At 35.3% G+C, this 16958-nt stretch carries 13 protein-coding genes; 5 read left to right on the top strand and 8 right to left on the bottom strand.

The window, feature by feature from the left end; translation table 11 throughout:
* Window positions 1-106: 106 nt before the first annotated feature.
* The 7 genes from AC0UMU_RS09845 to dxs form a co-directional block, all read right to left on the bottom strand.
* Window positions 107-808 carry a Crp/Fnr family transcriptional regulator gene (locus AC0UMU_RS09845; RefSeq protein ID WP_473979926.1) on the bottom strand — a complete coding sequence of 234 codons (702 nt, stop codon included), beginning with the start codon at window positions 806-808 and terminating at the stop codon, window positions 107-109.
* Window positions 809-1000: 192 nt separating this feature from the next.
* Window positions 1001-1948, bottom strand: a complete 948-nt coding sequence (trxB, locus tag AC0UMU_RS09840) for a thioredoxin-disulfide reductase (protein ID WP_009317034.1) — start codon at window positions 1946-1948, stop codon at window positions 1001-1003.
* Window positions 1949-1974: 26 nt separating this feature from the next.
* Entirely contained in the window at window positions 1975-2601 is a 627-nt protein-coding gene (lolA1, locus tag AC0UMU_RS09835) for an outer membrane lipoprotein periplasmic chaperone LolA1 (protein ID WP_022602691.1), read from the bottom strand.
* 11 nt (window positions 2602-2612) lie between these two features.
* Complete coding sequence (locus AC0UMU_RS09830; RefSeq protein WP_278715565.1) at window positions 2613-5075, bottom strand: FtsK/SpoIIIE family DNA translocase; 2463 nt, start codon at window positions 5073-5075, stop codon at window positions 2613-2615.
* A gap of 71 nt (window positions 5076-5146) precedes the next feature.
* The gene (locus AC0UMU_RS09825; RefSeq protein ID WP_022389952.1) at window positions 5147-6613 is read right to left on the bottom strand and encodes a TrkH family potassium uptake protein; all 1467 of its coding nucleotides are present in this window, start codon (window positions 6611-6613) and stop codon (window positions 5147-5149) included.
* Window positions 6614-6623: 10 nt separating this feature from the next.
* Entirely contained in the window at window positions 6624-7958 is a 1335-nt protein-coding gene (gene trkA, locus AC0UMU_RS09820; RefSeq protein ID WP_009317030.1) for a Trk system potassium transporter TrkA, read from the bottom strand.
* A gap of 52 nt (window positions 7959-8010) precedes the next feature.
* Complete coding sequence (dxs, locus tag AC0UMU_RS09815; RefSeq protein ID WP_022602694.1) at window positions 8011-9906, bottom strand: 1-deoxy-D-xylulose-5-phosphate synthase; 1896 nt, start codon at window positions 9904-9906, stop codon at window positions 8011-8013.
* A 503-nt stretch (window positions 9907-10409) separates the two neighbouring features.
* Between dxs and AC0UMU_RS09810 the strand changes: the two genes are divergently transcribed.
* Window positions 10410-11009: a recombinase family protein gene (locus AC0UMU_RS09810; RefSeq protein ID WP_009317027.1), complete on the top strand. Its 600-nt coding sequence runs from the start codon at window positions 10410-10412 to the stop codon at window positions 11007-11009.
* Between the two features lie 30 nt (window positions 11010-11039).
* On the opposite strand, the gene AC0UMU_RS09805 is transcribed toward AC0UMU_RS09810, so the two are convergent.
* On the bottom strand, window positions 11040-13517 hold the full coding sequence (locus tag AC0UMU_RS09805; RefSeq protein ID WP_278715570.1) for an endonuclease MutS2: 2478 nt from the start codon (window positions 13515-13517) through the stop codon (window positions 11040-11042).
* Window positions 13518-13647: 130 nt separating this feature from the next.
* Here AC0UMU_RS09805 and AC0UMU_RS09800 point away from each other — a divergent pair, with 130 nt between their 5' ends.
* The 4 genes from AC0UMU_RS09800 to AC0UMU_RS09785 all read left to right on the top strand — a co-directional run bounded on the left by AC0UMU_RS09800 (window position 13648) and on the right by AC0UMU_RS09785 (window position 16879).
* Window positions 13648-14010 carry a hypothetical protein gene (locus tag AC0UMU_RS09800; RefSeq protein WP_022602696.1) on the top strand — a complete coding sequence of 121 codons (363 nt, stop codon included), beginning with the start codon at window positions 13648-13650 and terminating at the stop codon, window positions 14008-14010.
* Between the two features lie 163 nt (window positions 14011-14173).
* Window positions 14174-14506, top strand: coding sequence for a 6-pyruvoyl trahydropterin synthase family protein (locus tag AC0UMU_RS09795; RefSeq protein WP_009317024.1), 333 nt, complete (start codon window positions 14174-14176; stop codon window positions 14504-14506).
* Window positions 14493-15047 carry a 7-carboxy-7-deazaguanine synthase QueE gene (locus AC0UMU_RS09790; RefSeq protein WP_009317023.1) on the top strand — a complete coding sequence of 185 codons (555 nt, stop codon included), beginning with the start codon at window positions 14493-14495 and terminating at the stop codon, window positions 15045-15047. Before AC0UMU_RS09795 ends, AC0UMU_RS09790 begins: the two co-directional genes overlap by 14 nt.
* Window positions 15048-15178: 131 nt before the next feature.
* Entirely contained in the window at window positions 15179-16879 is a 1701-nt protein-coding gene (locus tag AC0UMU_RS09785; RefSeq protein WP_288641370.1) for a glutamine--tRNA ligase/YqeY domain fusion protein, read from the top strand.
* The last annotated feature ends 79 nt before the right edge of the window (window positions 16880-16958 follow it).

Raw genomic sequence — 16958 nt, 5'->3', positions numbered from 1 at the left:
CGCTATCATCTTCATATGCCATCTTATTTTTTAGGGACATTTACTGAATATCCCTACAAAAATATTCCGATTTTTTTATCTCTCTAAAAATGAAATGTACTGAATTTTATCCGAATCTGCTTATCTTACGCAATTTTGCTTCATCTATGATCTTTATTTTCCGCCCATCCACTATGATGATTTTTTCATTGGAAAAACAAGACAAAGTTCTTATTGCATTAGAGGTCGTCATATTGGATAAATTTGCTAAGTCTTCTCTTGCCATGTAAATACTAAGCGTTGCTCCGTCCTCTTCAAGTCCGTAGTTATCTTTCAACATAAGTAAAGATTCCGCCAATCTTCCCCGAATATGCTTTTGTGTCAAATTTACGGTTCTCGTGTCTGATATGCCTAAATCCATTGCCAATTCCTTTATGAAGAAATAAGCTAATTGATTATTTTTTCTAATCTGAGTTTCAATGATATTCATCGGTAAAAAACCGATTGTTGCTGTTTCGAATGCTGATGCAGCAGTCACGTAATTTTCTCCGGCAAAATAGGCCCTATATCCAAAATATTGAACAGGACGTATCAAACGAATTATCTGACTTCTGCCTCCGACACCTTCTTTGAATATTTTCACCTTTCCTTTAATGAGACACATCAACTGAGTAGCTTTTTCACCCTCACTATAAATCATCTCGTTTTTTTTAAATGTCTGAATATGAAAGTTATCGGTTATAATACGTTTTTCATCCGGATTAAGCAATGCCCACATATCGGCCATATCTTCACGGATAATCGACTCTATTGTGTTTTTTTTGACCATATTTGCTGAATAACACTGTTGTATAGCACAAATGTAAATAAAAAAAATAAAAAGGTGTCTTTAAATCTGAAAAAAATGGCAAAAAAATAGTTTGTTTTGACAACTTTGATGCGAGTAAAATTTCAAAAGAAAAAAAGGAAAAGATTACATTTTCTGTATATCTGTAATCTTTTCCTCTATTTTGTAGAAATATTATAATTCGTTCTCTATTAGATATTTTTCAGCATCGATTGCAGCCTTACAACCAGAAGCTGCGGCTGTAACAGCTTGCCTGTAACGAGGATCAGCCACATCTCCGGCTGCAAATACTCCTGGAATATTCGTTGCAGTTGTATTTTCTATAGTTTTTATGTATCCATTTTCATCTACGTGAAGTGCCGGAAGAAATATGTCGGTATTTGGTTTGTGTCCTATTGCTAAGAAAAATCCGTCTATAGCAATATCCATATATTCTTCTCTGTCTGTGTCTTTTGCTTTGACAAGATGCGCTCCTTCTAAACTATTTTCACCGAATAATCCGATTGTTTGAGTCTCGAAAAGGACATCTATATTGGGAGTGTCCATTACCCGTTTTTGCATAATCTTAGATGCTCTCAGATAATCTTTCCGGACAATTAAATATACTTTATTGGCCAAATGTGCCAAATATACAGCTTCTTCACATGCGGTATCGCCTCCTCCAACGACAGCGACAACCTTTTTACGGTAAAAAAAACCATCACATGTAGCACAAGCCGATACTCCTAAACCCGCATATTTTGTCTCATCCGGAAGTCCTAAATATTTTGCAGAAGCTCCGGTTGCAATGATAATGGTATCAGCTTCTATTTTATTTGAACCATCTATAGTCAATTGATATGGAGTTTTGTTGAAATCAACGGCTGTAACAGTTCCGTACCGAATATCCGCGCCAAAACGGGATGCTTGTTTTTTCAAATCTTCCATCATCTCCGTTCCTGAGATACCTTCGGGGTATCCCGGAAAATTTTCTATATCAGTTGTGGTTGTCAATTGTCCTCCGGGTTGTATTCCTTCATAAAGTACCGGGGCAAGATTTGCCCTTCCGGCATAAACGGCTGCCGTATATCCGGCTGGGCCAGATCCAATAATGAGGCAACGTACTCTTTCGTTTGTTTCCATATTTAATTATTTGATTGATTTGATCTTTATCTCAAGTCTATCAGCTCGGCTTGGGGATATTTTTTCTTATCAAAAACAAAGAGCGAGTTTTGATAGTTCATTCCTGTCTGATACTTAGACAAAATAACAGATGTAATTGTTTTATTCTTATTATAAATTATTATTTCGGTAGGGTAAAACTTATCAGCTTGAATTGATAAACTTATTTTTTTTATATCAGATTCTGTTCCGATAGGAGATAGCTCGATAATATCATTTCCCGATTGTTTACCTTTATAACTATACTTGAATTCTTTTTTATAATTTGACAATATCTGATACGGATTTATACTTTGTAATTCTGATTCATCAGGATTGCTAAGATTCACTTCTTGCGTCGATTTTACATATGACCACTGATTTTTACCATCGAACCAAGTTATTATTTCCGGAGTAATGATTTTAAATTTATTATTCATGAGTTTCATTTCCCCGCTTGTTTTATCTATTGTTCTTTGATTCTGGTCTTTATTTTCAACATGAAAATTTATCGATATACCTTTAGAACTTTTGTATTGAGCGATAACTTTATCCAATAATGTACCAGCTTTATTTTGAGCAAAAGAGGCATTGTAGATTGTCAAACAAATAAAAAGAAGAAGTAATCTTTTCATATTATCTTTATTTATTTTAAAGATTCAAATATTTGTTCTAAGTGAATATCGTCTATAACCAGAACTTGCCGAGCCTTACTACCTTCAAACGGACCAACGATTCCCGCAGCCTCTAACTGATCCATAATACGTCCTGCACGATTATATCCAATAGAGAATTTTCTTTGAATTAGCGATGTTGATCCTTGTTGATTAGCCACGATAAGTCGGGCAGCTTCTTCAAACATAGGATCTCGGTCTTTCAAATTGACATCTGTTAATCCGGATTCTCCATTTTCCCCCACATATTCAGGTAACAAATAAGCTGTGGGATATGATTCTTGATCTCCTATATATTCACAAATTTTTTCTACTTCCGGAGTATCGACAAATGCAGATTGTACACGAATCAGATCACTGCCTTGTGAAAACAATAAGTCTCCACGCCCGATTAACTGGTTTGCCCCGGGACAATCGAGAATCGTTCTCGAATCAATCATAGAAGAAACTTTAAATGCTATACGAGCCGGGAAATTTGCTTTAATCACTCCCGTAATAATATTAGTTGAAGGGCGCTGAGTCGCAATAATCATGTGAATACCGACGGCTCGTGCCAATTGTGCTATACGGGCGATCGGGAGTTCAACCTCTTTTCCCGCTGTCATTATCAAATCCCCAAACTCATCAACAATTACTACAATATAAGGCATATACCGATGTCCGTTATTGGGGTTTAATCTCCGTGCTATAAATTTAGAGTTATACTCTTTTATGTTACGGGTATGGGCCTTTTTCAATAGATCGTATCGGTCATCCATTTCTTTTGTAATAGAATTCAATGTTTGAACGACCTTTGTCACATCCGTGATAATAGCCTCGTCACCATCTGGTAATTTTGCCAAAAAATGTCTTTCTATGTTTGCATAGATATTGAATTCTACTTTTTTAGGATCTATCAATACAAACTTTAGTTGTGCAGGATGTTTTTTGTATAGCAAGGATGTAATAATAGCATTTAACCCCACAGATTTACCCTGTCCCGTAGCACCAGCAACAAGAATATGAGGCATTTTGGCAAGATCTACCATAAAAATCTCATTGGTAATGGTCTTTCCTAAAGCTACAGGAAGATCAAATCTACATTCTTGAAATTTTTTAGAGGCAATAACAGAATACATCGAAACTATTTGAGGATCCTTATTGGGCACTTCAATACCAATAGTTCCTTTTCCCGGAATAGGAGCGATAATTCGAATACCTAAAGCTGCCAGGCTTAAAGCTATATCATCTTCCAAATTTCGTATTTTTGAAATCCGGACACCCGGCTCTGGAACAATTTCATAAAGTGTAATAGTCGGACCGACTGTCGCTTTAATCGAACTAATGCGAATTCCATAATTTTCAAGGGTTTCGATAATTCGGTTTTTATTCGCGTTTTGTTCATCCATATCGATCTGACGATCACTTCCTTCATACTTATTTAAAAGATCGAAAGATGGGGCTTTATAACGTGAAAGGTCTAAAGTAGGGTCGTATTCTCCTAATTCTTCACTGTTCGATGTTTCTTCCTCCTCTTGAATATTTTCCTCTATTACAAACTCCGGTTCTCCCGATCTATCTTCCTGGATTGTATCTTCTTTAACTAATGTCTCTTCTTGTTTTGGAACAATCTCAAAAAAGTTTTCTTCATGATGATCTGTTTTGTCGGTACAACCTTCAGATTCGGCCATATCAGTTTCATCTTCAATATCAGAGTTTAATACTTCAGAAATTGGAATCGGTTTATTTACTAAATCTTTATTCTCAAGAGATGTTTGATAGATTTTATTATCCTCTGATTCTGAAACTTCAATATTCTTTTTTCGTTTAATATCTAACAAAAATATTTTACGTAAAAATGGTACGGTTTTGGCACTTATTGCGACCAAAAATATCAATATACCTGTAAGAATGAATAATAAAGTTCCTGTCCATCCGATATTTGCCTGTAATAACAGTGTCATGTAATAACCATGATAGCCCCCTAAAAAAAGATATGAGTCTTTATAGTTATCAATAAAAAAGAACCCGCAAATCAAAGAGCCTAAGATAATAAGAGAACAAGTATAAACTAATGATTTTGTAATTGAAAAATCTTTCACTTTCATCAGCTTTAAGCCGACTTTAGCAATAAAAAAAGAAATAAAGAATGCGGATATTCCGACCCATTGGTTAATAAGCAAGTCTGATAAATATGCACCAAAAGCTCCTGTCCAATTACGTATCTCATTCTTTATACTGCTCAATTCGTTTAATGGTAAATTCTCTAATTTACTTTGATCGGCATTTCCGGTATAGAAAAATGAAAGAAAGGCAATAAACAGATATACCCCGAACATTACACAGAGAATACCTATCACAAAATGAGTCCTTTCACTTTTTAGGAAGACCGATATTTTTTTTGAAATAGAATCTTCCTTGTTAGAAGATACTTTTTCTGTTTTTTTCTTAATCATGCTTTTTATCAACGTGTATTTATCTCAGACAAAAATACGAAAAAGTTTTAATTATATTTCCTCGTTAGCGTTTATGATTTTTTCCAAAAATACGGACTGAAAAGAATCAATACCGTAAATAATTCTAATCGTCCGATCAACATATCAAAAGACAGTACCCATTTCCCAAACGTAGGGATGATTTCAAAAGAAAAGTCTGAACTCATTCGTCCGAATCCAGGACCGACATTACTAAGACAAGAAAGTGTACATCCAAAAGATTCTTCAAATGTCAGTCCTAAAGACGATAATATAAGGGCGCTTATTGCCATAATCAGCACATACACGAAAAGAAATGCCAATATTTTAGACACAAGATCATAAGATATAACTCGCCGGTTGATTCGAACAGGAACAACTGCGTTAGGATGGAGGTGTCGATAAAATTCATTTGCCGTATTTTTCAGCACAACGACCATTCGTATAGTTTTAGCTCCACCACTTGTAGATCCAGCACAAGCTCCAAAAAACATAATACAAAATATAACGACATTAAAAAACGGTCCCCACTTAGCAAAATCGGCTGTAGCAAATCCCGTAGTCGTAATACATGTCGATACCTGAAAAAGTGCTGTACGAATTGTTTTTTCGGCGTTCCCGTATATTTGTCCGCTAATAAATAATCCTGCAGCAATAGCAGCTGTGGCTAATAAAACAACAAATAAAAACCATTTGGTTTCTTCATCTTGCAATAACTTTTTATAATCACCCAGAGCAGCGTGATAAACTAACGAAAAATTTATTCCTGAGATCAACATGAATATGATAATGACATATTCGATATATGCAGAATCCCAATAGGCGATACTATTCTGTTTTGTCGAATATCCACCGGTTGCAGTAGTTGTCAAGGCATGACATACCGCATCAAAGAAATTCATTGGCCCTAATACCAGCAAAACGATCAATAAAACCGTAATACTTAAATATACTATCCACAAACGTTTTGCCGTTTCGCTGATTCTCGGTCTAAGTTTATCATGAGTTATACCCGGAACTTCTGCATTAAATAGTTGAATTCCTCCTCCAGAATTTAACATAGGAAGAACAGCTAATGTAAATAATATAATACCCATACCTCCGAGCCATTGCATTAAGCTTCTCCAAAACAAAATCCCATGCGGTAAACTTTCTATATCATCCAGTATCGTGGCACCGGTAGTCGTACATCCGGACATAGTTTCAAAAAAAGCATCCGTAATATTATCAATATCTCCATGAATAAGAAACGGTAACATTCCAAATAAAGAAAAGAAAACCCAAGAAGTAGAAACAATTAAGAACCCCTCTCTTTTACCCATTTGCTTGCTATGTCTTTTAAAAATAAATGTAGAGCATAGTCCGACAACCGCCGTGATGCCGATAGTCAGTAAGAATGCATATATATCACTTTCATTATAATATATTGCAACGCTTAACGGCAATAGCATAAAAAGTGCTTCAAAACATAATAATATGCCTATTACTCGTGCTACTATTCGAAAATTTATTTCTGACATATTAAAACTATTAATTGAAAAGCTTTTCTATTTTACGGATAGCTGTATCCAGGCAAAATACGACAACATGATCATTTGCCTGAATTTGCGTATTCCCATTCACAATAATACCCTTTCCATCCCTGATTAATCCTCCCAATGTGAGATCTTTAGGTAACGTAAGGTCTTTGACTGGTGCTTTTGTTATTTTTGACCCTTCTTTTGCAACTAATTCGGCGACTTCGGCATCAGCTAAAGCCAAACATTTCACATTCGAGGAATCCGAATCAAGTAATAGCTGAAAAATCCTACTGGCAGCAATCAATTTTTTATTTATAATCGAACCGATATTTAATCCTTCTGCGGTAGAAATAAACGGAATGTTTTCTACTTCTGCTATGGTTTTTGCTACGCCCAGTCTTTTAGCTGTTAAACAAGCCAAAATATTTGTTTCGGAGCTGTCTGTAAGAGCAATAAAAGCATCGGTATCTCTTATGCCTTCTTCTTTCAACAAATCGATGTCCCTTGCATCTCCATGAATAATAACGGTATCATGCATTTTTTCTACTAACTTGAAACTTTTTTCCCGGTCACATTCAATTAGTTTCATTTTTATATATTCTGGAGCAATATGGATAAGCCGTATTGCTATACGGCTGCCCCCCATAATCATTACTTTTCGTACATCTACTTCAGTTTTTCCTGTCAGTTCACGAATATCTTGAATATGATCTGGAGTTGTAGTAAAATAAACAATGTCATTAAGTTGCAACTCATCATTACCTCGTGGAATAATAGTTTCTTCATTCCTTTTTATGGCAGCGATATGGTAGTAATTGTTCTGTCGGGTAAGATCACATAATTTGTGATTGAGTATTTGTGCTTTTTCCCGTAATTTAACACCTATCAAAATAAGTTCCCCTTTGCATAATTCAAACCAATTTCTTACCCAAGTTCTTTTCAATGCCGTAACAATTTCCTCTGCTGCCAACATTTCGGGATATATGAGTTCGTCGACTCCTAACTCCCGAAAAAAAGCTCTGTTTTCAGGTAACAGGTATTCGTAATTATCAATACGGGCAACCGTTTTTTTTGCTCCTAATTTAGTTGCCAATGTGCATGCCGTAATATTTCGAGATTCGAATGGCATAACGGCAATGAATAAATCTGCTTTATTGACTCCGGCTTTTTTTAAAACCTTGAATGAAGTCGGAGACCCGGCAACAGTCATCAAATTATAATTAGAATCGATCCATTGTAGTTTTTCTATATCTGCATCAATCAAAATGATATCTTGTTCTTCCTTAGAAAGCAACTTTGCTAAATGAGTACCGACCTCACCTGCACCCGCAATTATTATTTTCATAGAGGATATTAAGTCTTTAAAAGTATATTTTAATTTTACGATTCTTGATTTCTTACCATACAGATGTCAAAAGAGAAACGATATTATCTTCATCCATACCGCATAATTTATAGAGTTCAGGAATAGTTCCATGCTCAATAAACTGATCGGGAATACCTATTCGTTTTATTCTGGGAACATACCCGTTATCAGCCATAAATTCAATAACAGCCATACCCAGTCCGCCTTTTATACTTCCATCTTCTACTGTAACAATCCGTGAATATTTCTTTCCGATCTCATGTAATAATTCTTCATCTATCGGTTTTAAAAATATCATGTCGTAATGGGCTACAGAAACACCCTGTTGTCTTGCCCTTATTATAGCCTTCTGCGCCGATACTCCTATAGGACCTATACTGATGAGAGCAATGTCCTCTCCATCAGAAAGTTTCCGGCCTTTCCCTATTTCCAGTATCATTGGTGTACAGTGCCAATTTACGAGAGATCCCCGCCCTCGAGGATAACGGATAGCAAAAACTCCTGTTTCTTTAGCCTGAGCCGTGTACATTAAATGTCTAAGGTAATGCTCATTCATAGGAGATGCAATAGTCATATTAGGAATACATCTTAAATAAGACAAATCAAAAGCTCCGTGATGTGTCACACCATCTTCACCTACAAGTCCGGCTCTGTCAAGACAAAAAACTACATGAAGATTTTGGATAGCAACATCATGTATTATTTCGTCAAAAGCACGTTGCATAAAAGTAGAATAGATGTTACAAAAAGGGATCAAACCTTCCTTAGCCAATCCTCCGGAGAAAGTAACAGCATGTTCTTCAGCTATACCCACATCAAAAGTGCGATCAGGAAATTCTGACATCATATAGGTCATTGAACACCCTGTAGGCATAGCAGGAGTAATACCGACAATTTTTTTATTCTCTCTTGCTAATTCTACCAATGTACGTCCGAAGACTTCTTGAAAGAGAGGAGGCAGATTATTATCTTTAACAATAAATCTTTCACCCGTTATTTTATTAAATTTGCCCGGAGCGTGCCATACCGTCGCAGCTTTTTCTGCAGGAGCATATCCTTTCCCTTTAATGGTTTTCAGATGCAATAGTTTAGGTCCTGACATTTCTTTTATATCATTCAGTACACGAATGATATAATTTACATCGTGCCCATCAATCGGTCCGAAATAACGGATATTCAACCCTTCAAAAATATTTTGGTGTTTACTGATCAAAGCCTTGATACTGTTATTGAAACGTAAAATCGCGCCCCGATGTTCTGCCGAAATAAGTTTGAGTCTCACCAATGTGCGATATATATCATACCGTAGCTTATTATAACTTGGGGAAGTTGTTATATTTACCAAATATTGATTTAATGCACCAACGTTATGATCTATTGCCATATCATTATCGTTCAATATAATCAATAAATTATTCGGATTAATAGATGCATTATTCAATCCTTCAAAAGCTAATCCTCCGGATATTGCTGCATCTCCGATAACAGCAATGACTTTTCTATCATTTTCACCTTTTAAATTAGCCGCAACAGACATTCCTAAAGCTGCTGATATTGAATTGGACGCATGTCCGGCCGTAAAAGTATCATACTTGCTTTCAAAAGGAGAAGGGAATCCGCTTAGTCCCTTAAACTTTCTATTGGTAAAAAACTTGTCTCTACGTTCGGTAAGAATCTTATGGCTATATGCCTGATGACCGACATCCCACACAATTCGATCATAAGGAGTCTTAAATACATAATGCAATGCAACGGTAAGTTCTACAGTGCCTAAACTCGAAGCGAAATGTCCCGGATTACAAGATAGTTCGTCTATAAGAAATTGTCTTAATTCTGTACAGATCTGCGGTAGTTGCTCAGGAGAAAGTTTCCGTAAATCATCCGGATTATATATTGTCGAGAGTAATTGCTCTTTTATGATCGCCATATTTAAATAAACTTTTGCAGTTGCAAATGTAGCTTTTTATTAGATGAAACGATAATATTTCTTAGGGATTCTTATGTCCTGTCTTTGCAATTATTTCCGATTGCGTTTATATATAGGAACAAAAATAATGATTCCTGAAGCGATAATGACTAAAAAAACTCGTAAATTGACTTCTCCGTATCCCTTGATTAATAAATAGCAAAGGTATATCCATAATAAAACAATACAAGCTATTCTAAATGGTGTGAACTTGCGCATAAATCAGATTTTATTTCTCTTGTTTATACAAACATACAGAAAGTTTTTATTCTGGCAAAAAGTATTCATGTGTGAAAAATCTTATAATATTAAGCACTTTCTTATGTTTTCATCAAATAAATACTATTTTTGTAAAATGTGACCGACAAATTGTCGGTCTTTATTCTACAGATAGAACATATTATCTCTAAATCACACATGTTTATAGCTTATTTTAAAGTGCGTATAGTGAAAAGTATAGAAAAATGGTAGTGGCATATTTACGAGTTAGTACCGGAAAACAACATCTGAAAAATCAATGCGAAGAAATTAAGAAATACGCCATAAAAAAGAATTTGTCGGTAGACAAATGGTACACAGAGGTCGCCAGTGGGAAAAAAAAGGGTAGTGATCGAAAATTAGGGACCTTATTAAGACGATTAACCAAAGGAGATATTCTGATCGTCACAGAGTTATCCCGGCTAAGCCGGACTCTGCTGGAGATCATGTCTATCTTAAACCAATGTATTCGCAAAGAAGTTGTTGTTTATAGTGTAAAAGATGGTTATGCTTTTGATAACAATATCAATAGCAAAGTGTTGGGTTTTGCATTTGGCCTTGTTGCAGAAATAGAGCATAATTTGATTTCTGCTCGAACGAGAGAAGCTTTAGCGTTACGGAAATCAGAAGGTGTTGTGTTAGGACGCAGACAAGGATGCTCTCCCAAGATGAAATTATTGAAACACAAACGGGATGAAATTGTCGATCTGAGAGCTCAAGGGGTATCTGTCAGGAAAATAGCTGAAAAATATGGAGTATCCAGATCTACATTATATGTTTTTGTGAAAGACGAAGGCATTTATTAAATGCCCTAATAAACCGGTTGTCATCTGGATTTATTCCAGATCGACAACTGTTATTCCTGCACCGCCGAATTGTACATGTTCGTCTTGAAAATGTTTCACACCCGGAACAGTTCTAAGATATTGACGTACAAGTTGGCGTAATATTCCTGTACCTGTACCATGCAAAATCCTGACTTTAGAACATCCGACAAGAATGGCATCATCGATAAAATAGGTAACCGCTTGTATCGCTTCATCACCGCGCAATCCTCGAATATCTATATCTTGCTTAAAATTTAATTTTTTCTCCCGCATATCATCTGCGGTCTGTTCACTGACAAATGTCGCTTTTATATTTTTCTCCCTCTTTATCTGATTTTTACTTATTTTTTCGAGTTGATCGATTTTAACAGTCGATTTCAACATTCCGAATGCGATCACTACATTTTTTCCTTGAATCTCCATTACCTCACCAATAGAAGCTTGACCTTTTACTTTGACCGCATCTCCGACTGCTATCACATTGGAATCGAATGCAATATTCTCACTATTAGTAAATATTTTATTTCTTTTATGCTTTTCTCTTTCTTTTATTTTCTGTATTTTCCGACTGATTTTATCATCTATTATCGCCTCTGTCGTTATAGATTCTTTGAATTTTTCCAGATCTTTCCGAATCTTTTTTGTTTTTTCCTTTTCAGCCTGAGCTTCTTTGATAGAACGTATTGTGTTTTCAATACGTGCATTTGCTTCGGATAAAATATTCTCTGCATTTTTTCTTGCCTCGGCTAATATCTCTTTTCTTTGCTTTTCTATAGCCTTTATATCATTCTCATAATGAGATGTAATTTCTTCTAAGCGCTTCTCTTGTAACCGAACGTTTTGTCTTTTATTTTCCCAGTACCGTTTATCTCGAACTATATCTTGCAAATACTTATCCATATTAATATAATCAGAACCGACTTTAGAGGATGCATCAGCAATTACATCTTCCGGCAATCCGATTTTCCGAGCAATTTCTACAGCAAAAGAACTTCCGGGATTTCCTATTGACAACTTAAATAGTGGTTGCATTAAATGCCGATCATAAAGCATAGCTCCATTTATTATACCTGGAGTATCTTCAGCAAAATGCTTCAAGTTCTGATAATGAGTTGTAATAACACCGAATGAATTTTTCTTATTGAATCGATCTAATAAGGCTTCTGCTATTGCTCCTCCGATTTGAGGTTCTGTACCGCCCCCAAATTCATCAATCAACAATATTGTACGGTCATCACAATTTCGGACAAAAAATTTCATATTTGTCAAATGAGAACTATAAGTACTTAAATCATTCTCTATCGACTGTTCATCTCCAATATCAATAAATATACTATCAAAGATTCCTGTTCGTGAATTTTCATAAACCGGAATCAGAAGTCCGCATTGTAACATATACTGCAGTAATCCCACAGTTTTTAAACAGACTGACTTTCCTCCAGCATTAGGTCCTGAGATCAAGAGAATTTTGTTTTTATGATCTAAAGTTATATCTAATGGAACGACTTGCTTTTGTTGCTTTTGAAGTGACAAAAATAATAAAGGATGTATAGCATGATACCAATCTATCTGCTGACAATCTTCAAATGTAGGCAATAATCCGTTGATTTGAATTGAAAATAATGCCTTCGCCCGAATAAAATCAATATCAGCAAGAAATTCGTAAGAATGGAATATCTCTTCAGTGTACGGACGTAATTCATTGGCAAAGGAGGTTAAAATGCGAATAATTTCTCTCCGTTCATCACTTTCAAGCTCACGAATGCGATTATTTGCCTCAACCACTTCTGCTGGCTCTATAAATACTGTCTTTCCGCTTGCTGATTCATCATGGACAATACCCTTAATCTTTCTTTTATAGGCAGGAATAACAGGAATAACCAGTCGTCCGTCCCTCATTGTTGGTGTTACATCTTTATCAACTACACCTTCGCTTTGAGCGATCCTCAAAATAGAATTAAGACTTTTAGATATTCCGGATAAAGTTGCCGTTATCTCACGACGAATACGTTGTAGGTCAGGGGAAGCATTATCTTTTATATGTCCGAATTTATCCAATATCTGATCGGTTTTTATGATAATTTGCGGGAAAACCGTTACATCTCCCGCCAATTTCTGAAGATATGGATAAGGTGTATTTTCTTCAGTCTCTTTGTTCAGAAAGAAATAAACAATCCCCTTTATAGTCTCAAGTGATCGACGTAAATCGAATAACTCAGATTCATCCAAAAAAGTTCCTTCCACCCGTATTCTTTTAAGTGCCGGACGTACATCAAAAAAATAATTTGCAGGAAATTCGTCTTCTTCTTGGAGAATATGAACAAACTCTTCAGTTTCGTGAAGTTTTCTGGCAATAGTATCATAATCACTTATAAATACCATTTTTTTTGCACGATCTATACCGAGCGTACTTAAGCATTTATTTTCTATATGTTGGCGGATCTTGTCGAATCCTATTTTTTGCTCAAAATTATGTGGATATATCACTTGAAAAATTCATTAAAATTAGTAGCCCTGCAAAGATATAAAATATGCTCGGGATTATAAAATGAGTAATTATTGAACAAAAAGCGTGTTGGACTGTATTATAATAAATATGAAATAAAAATCGATAATTATGGAAGTTGTAAATGACGCATTCAGCACAGCACGGCAATTATTAAAATCTACAGTTCCTCCCTGCACTGAAACAATGGATAATCCTGAGTACTATGAAGTTCGGTCAATAAATCCGGAACGGTCTGAAGATATATTGTTCGGTTATGTAATCAAACACACAGACAGTATAACCATAGGATTTAACGATAAATTGGGGGAAAATAATATGGAGCAACTTTTTTCAAAATACTTGTTACAAAAAATGAATGAACATAAACGCATTCATATACATGAAATGAATCATCAATTACGTGAAGACTTACAAGAAGCCATCAATCACCTAATGCGTTATTATAATGAAAAAAATTGGAATCTACCGTAATAATGGTTCTGAATCTTTAAGACTAAAAATACAGACTATTTTGATATTTATTTAAGCCCAATATTAAGCTGGGCTTTTTTAATTTTTCAAGGTTTTTATATTTCCGATTTATCTGTTATTTTTGGCACGGATTTTAGAAAAAGAAACTTTGAAAAAGAAAACTATGTATATAGTCAAAAAAACATTAGAAATATCGGCATCTCATCATTTAAATCTGTCTTATGAAAGTAAATGTTCTTCTTTACATGGACATAATTGGATAATTTCGATTTTCTGTCGTGCAGAAACATTGAACCAAGATGGAATGGTTACGGATTTTTCGCTAATCAAAAAACTCATACACGAAAAATTAGACCATAAAAATCTGAATGAAATTTTACCATTTAATCCTACTGCCGAGAATATTGCTCGTTGGGTATGTGATCAAATTCCTTTTTGCTTTCGGGTAGAGGTACAAGAATCTGAAGGAAATATTGCTATTTATGAAAAAGATTAATGAAATATTTTACAGTATTCAAGGAGAAGGATACTATACGGGAGTTCCAGCTATTTTTATTCGTTTTTCCGGATGTAATTTAAATTGTGAATTTTGTGATACAGATCATTCTTTGGGCAAGATCATGTCTGATGAAGAAATTCTCGATATTATACGAAAATTTCCTGCAAAGCATGTTGTTTTAACAGGAGGAGAGCCATCAATGCAATTAGATGACTGTTTCCTATCACTTTTAAAAGCTCAAGGATTTTATTTGCAAATAGAAACAAACGGAACTTTGACCAAAGGATTCGATGCTGTTACACGTTGGTGTGATTGGATCACTTGCAGCCCTAAGAAAGATTGTGTCCGTAAACAAATGGATGAACTAAAAGTTGTTTATTTAAGCCAAGATATGAGCGTTTATAAACAATATTCATGCAAACATAAAATGCTGCAACCTTGTTCTATGCAAAACACAAAAGAAGTTATCGAATTTATCAAAAAAAATCCAGAATGGCGATTGAGCCTACAAACACACAAATATTTACATATTCGATAAAAATATATTTATAGAAAAATCAATAATGGCAGATATTATTACACTTAATTAATTATATTTGCATTTTATAAAAGCCTGTTTAAGATCTTATGCAGGTCAAACACAGCAATATTCAGTAATCTAGTAAGAATATGACACAGATAGAGAATAATGAGGAGGAAAAGAAAAGCCTGAATTTTATTGAAGCTGCAATTGAAGCAGACTTGGCGGCAGGGAAAAATGGGGGACGATTAAATACTCGTTTTCCACCGGAGCCTAACGGCTATTTGCATATAGGTCATGCAAAAGCCATTTGTATGGATTTCGGTGTCGCTGAAAAATTTGGGGGAACTTGTAATCTTCGTTTTGATGATACTAACCCCGTTAAAGAAGATGTCGAATATGTAGATTCAATCAAAGAAGATATACATTGGTTAGGATTTGATTGGGGGGATCGACTTTATTACGCATCAGATTATTTTCCGAAATTATGGGATTTGGCACTTCGTCTGATTAAGGAAGGGAAAGCTTATGTCGATGAACAATCTGCCGAAGAAATAGCGAAACAAAAGGGTACCCCTACACAACCGGGGACTCCAAGCCCTTACAGAAACCGTCCTATTGAGGAAAATATAGATTTGTTTGAACGAATGAATAGAGGCGAATTTGAGGAAGGCGCTATGGTATTACGGGCAAAAATAGATATGGCCTCGCCCAATATGCACATGAGAGATCCTATTATGTACAGGATAATTAAACATCCACATCATCGTACGGGAAATACTTGGAATGCATATCCGATGTATGATTTTGCTCATGGTCAATCAGACTATTTCGAAGGTGTGACGCACTCTATCTGTACATTGGAATTTGAGGTTCACAGGCCGTTATACGATTGGTTCGTAGATCAATTGGCCGATGAGACATATCGTCCCAGGCAAATGGAATTCAATCGGCTTAATTTGACATATACCGTAATGAGTAAACGTAAATTATTGCAATTAGTGCAAGAAAAGCTTGTATCAGGATGGGATGATCCCCGAATGCCGACTATTTGTGGTCTACGCCGTCGTGGATATACCCCTCGATCAATACGAAATTTCATCGATAGAATAGGATATACCAAATACGATGGACTTATAAGTGTTTCTTTGCTTGAACATAGTATCCGCGAAGATTTAAATAAAACGGCTAATCGTGTATCTGCTGTTTTAAATCCGGTAAAACTCATCATTACCAATTATCCGGAGAATCAGGTAGAATATATGAAGGCGGAGAATAATCCGGAAGATGAATCTGCAGGTTTTCATGAAATTCCGTTTACTCGTGAATTATATATTGAACGAGACGATTTTATGGAAAATCCTCCGAAAAAATTTTTCCGCATGACACCGGGACAAGAAGTTAGGTTAAAATCAGCCTACATTGTAAAATGCACAGGCTGTAAAAAAGGTGAAAATGGGGAAATTAAAGAGATATATTGTGAATATGATCCATTGACCAAAAGCGGAATGCCCGAAAGCGGACGAAAAGTCAAAGGCACTCTGCATTGGGTTTCTGTAGAATACAGTAAGTCTGCAGAAATAAGACTTTATGATCGCTTATTTTGTGTAGAAAATCCGTCAGAAGAGAAAGAAAAAGATTTCAGAGAATTGCTAAATCCTGAATCTTTAAAAATCTTGAATAATTGCCGGATAGAGCCTTACTTATTTGAAAATGCAAAACCAGGAGACAGATTTCAATTTCAACGTACAGGATATTTTTGTGTGGACAAAGATTCTAAACCGGATAAACTGGTTTTTAACCGTACTGTATCGTTAAAAGATAGTTGGGAAAAAATAAAAGGGAAGTAATATAAAAATAATAAATACTGAGGCTGTTGAATTTCTTTTATCAGAGAAATTCAACAGCCTGATTTTTAAAAACAAATAC

Source organism: Coprobacter fastidiosus (assembly GCF_982245605.1).
The sequence above is the reverse complement of the archived record's forward strand: the minus strand, read 5'-3'. Positions and strand labels throughout refer to the sequence as shown.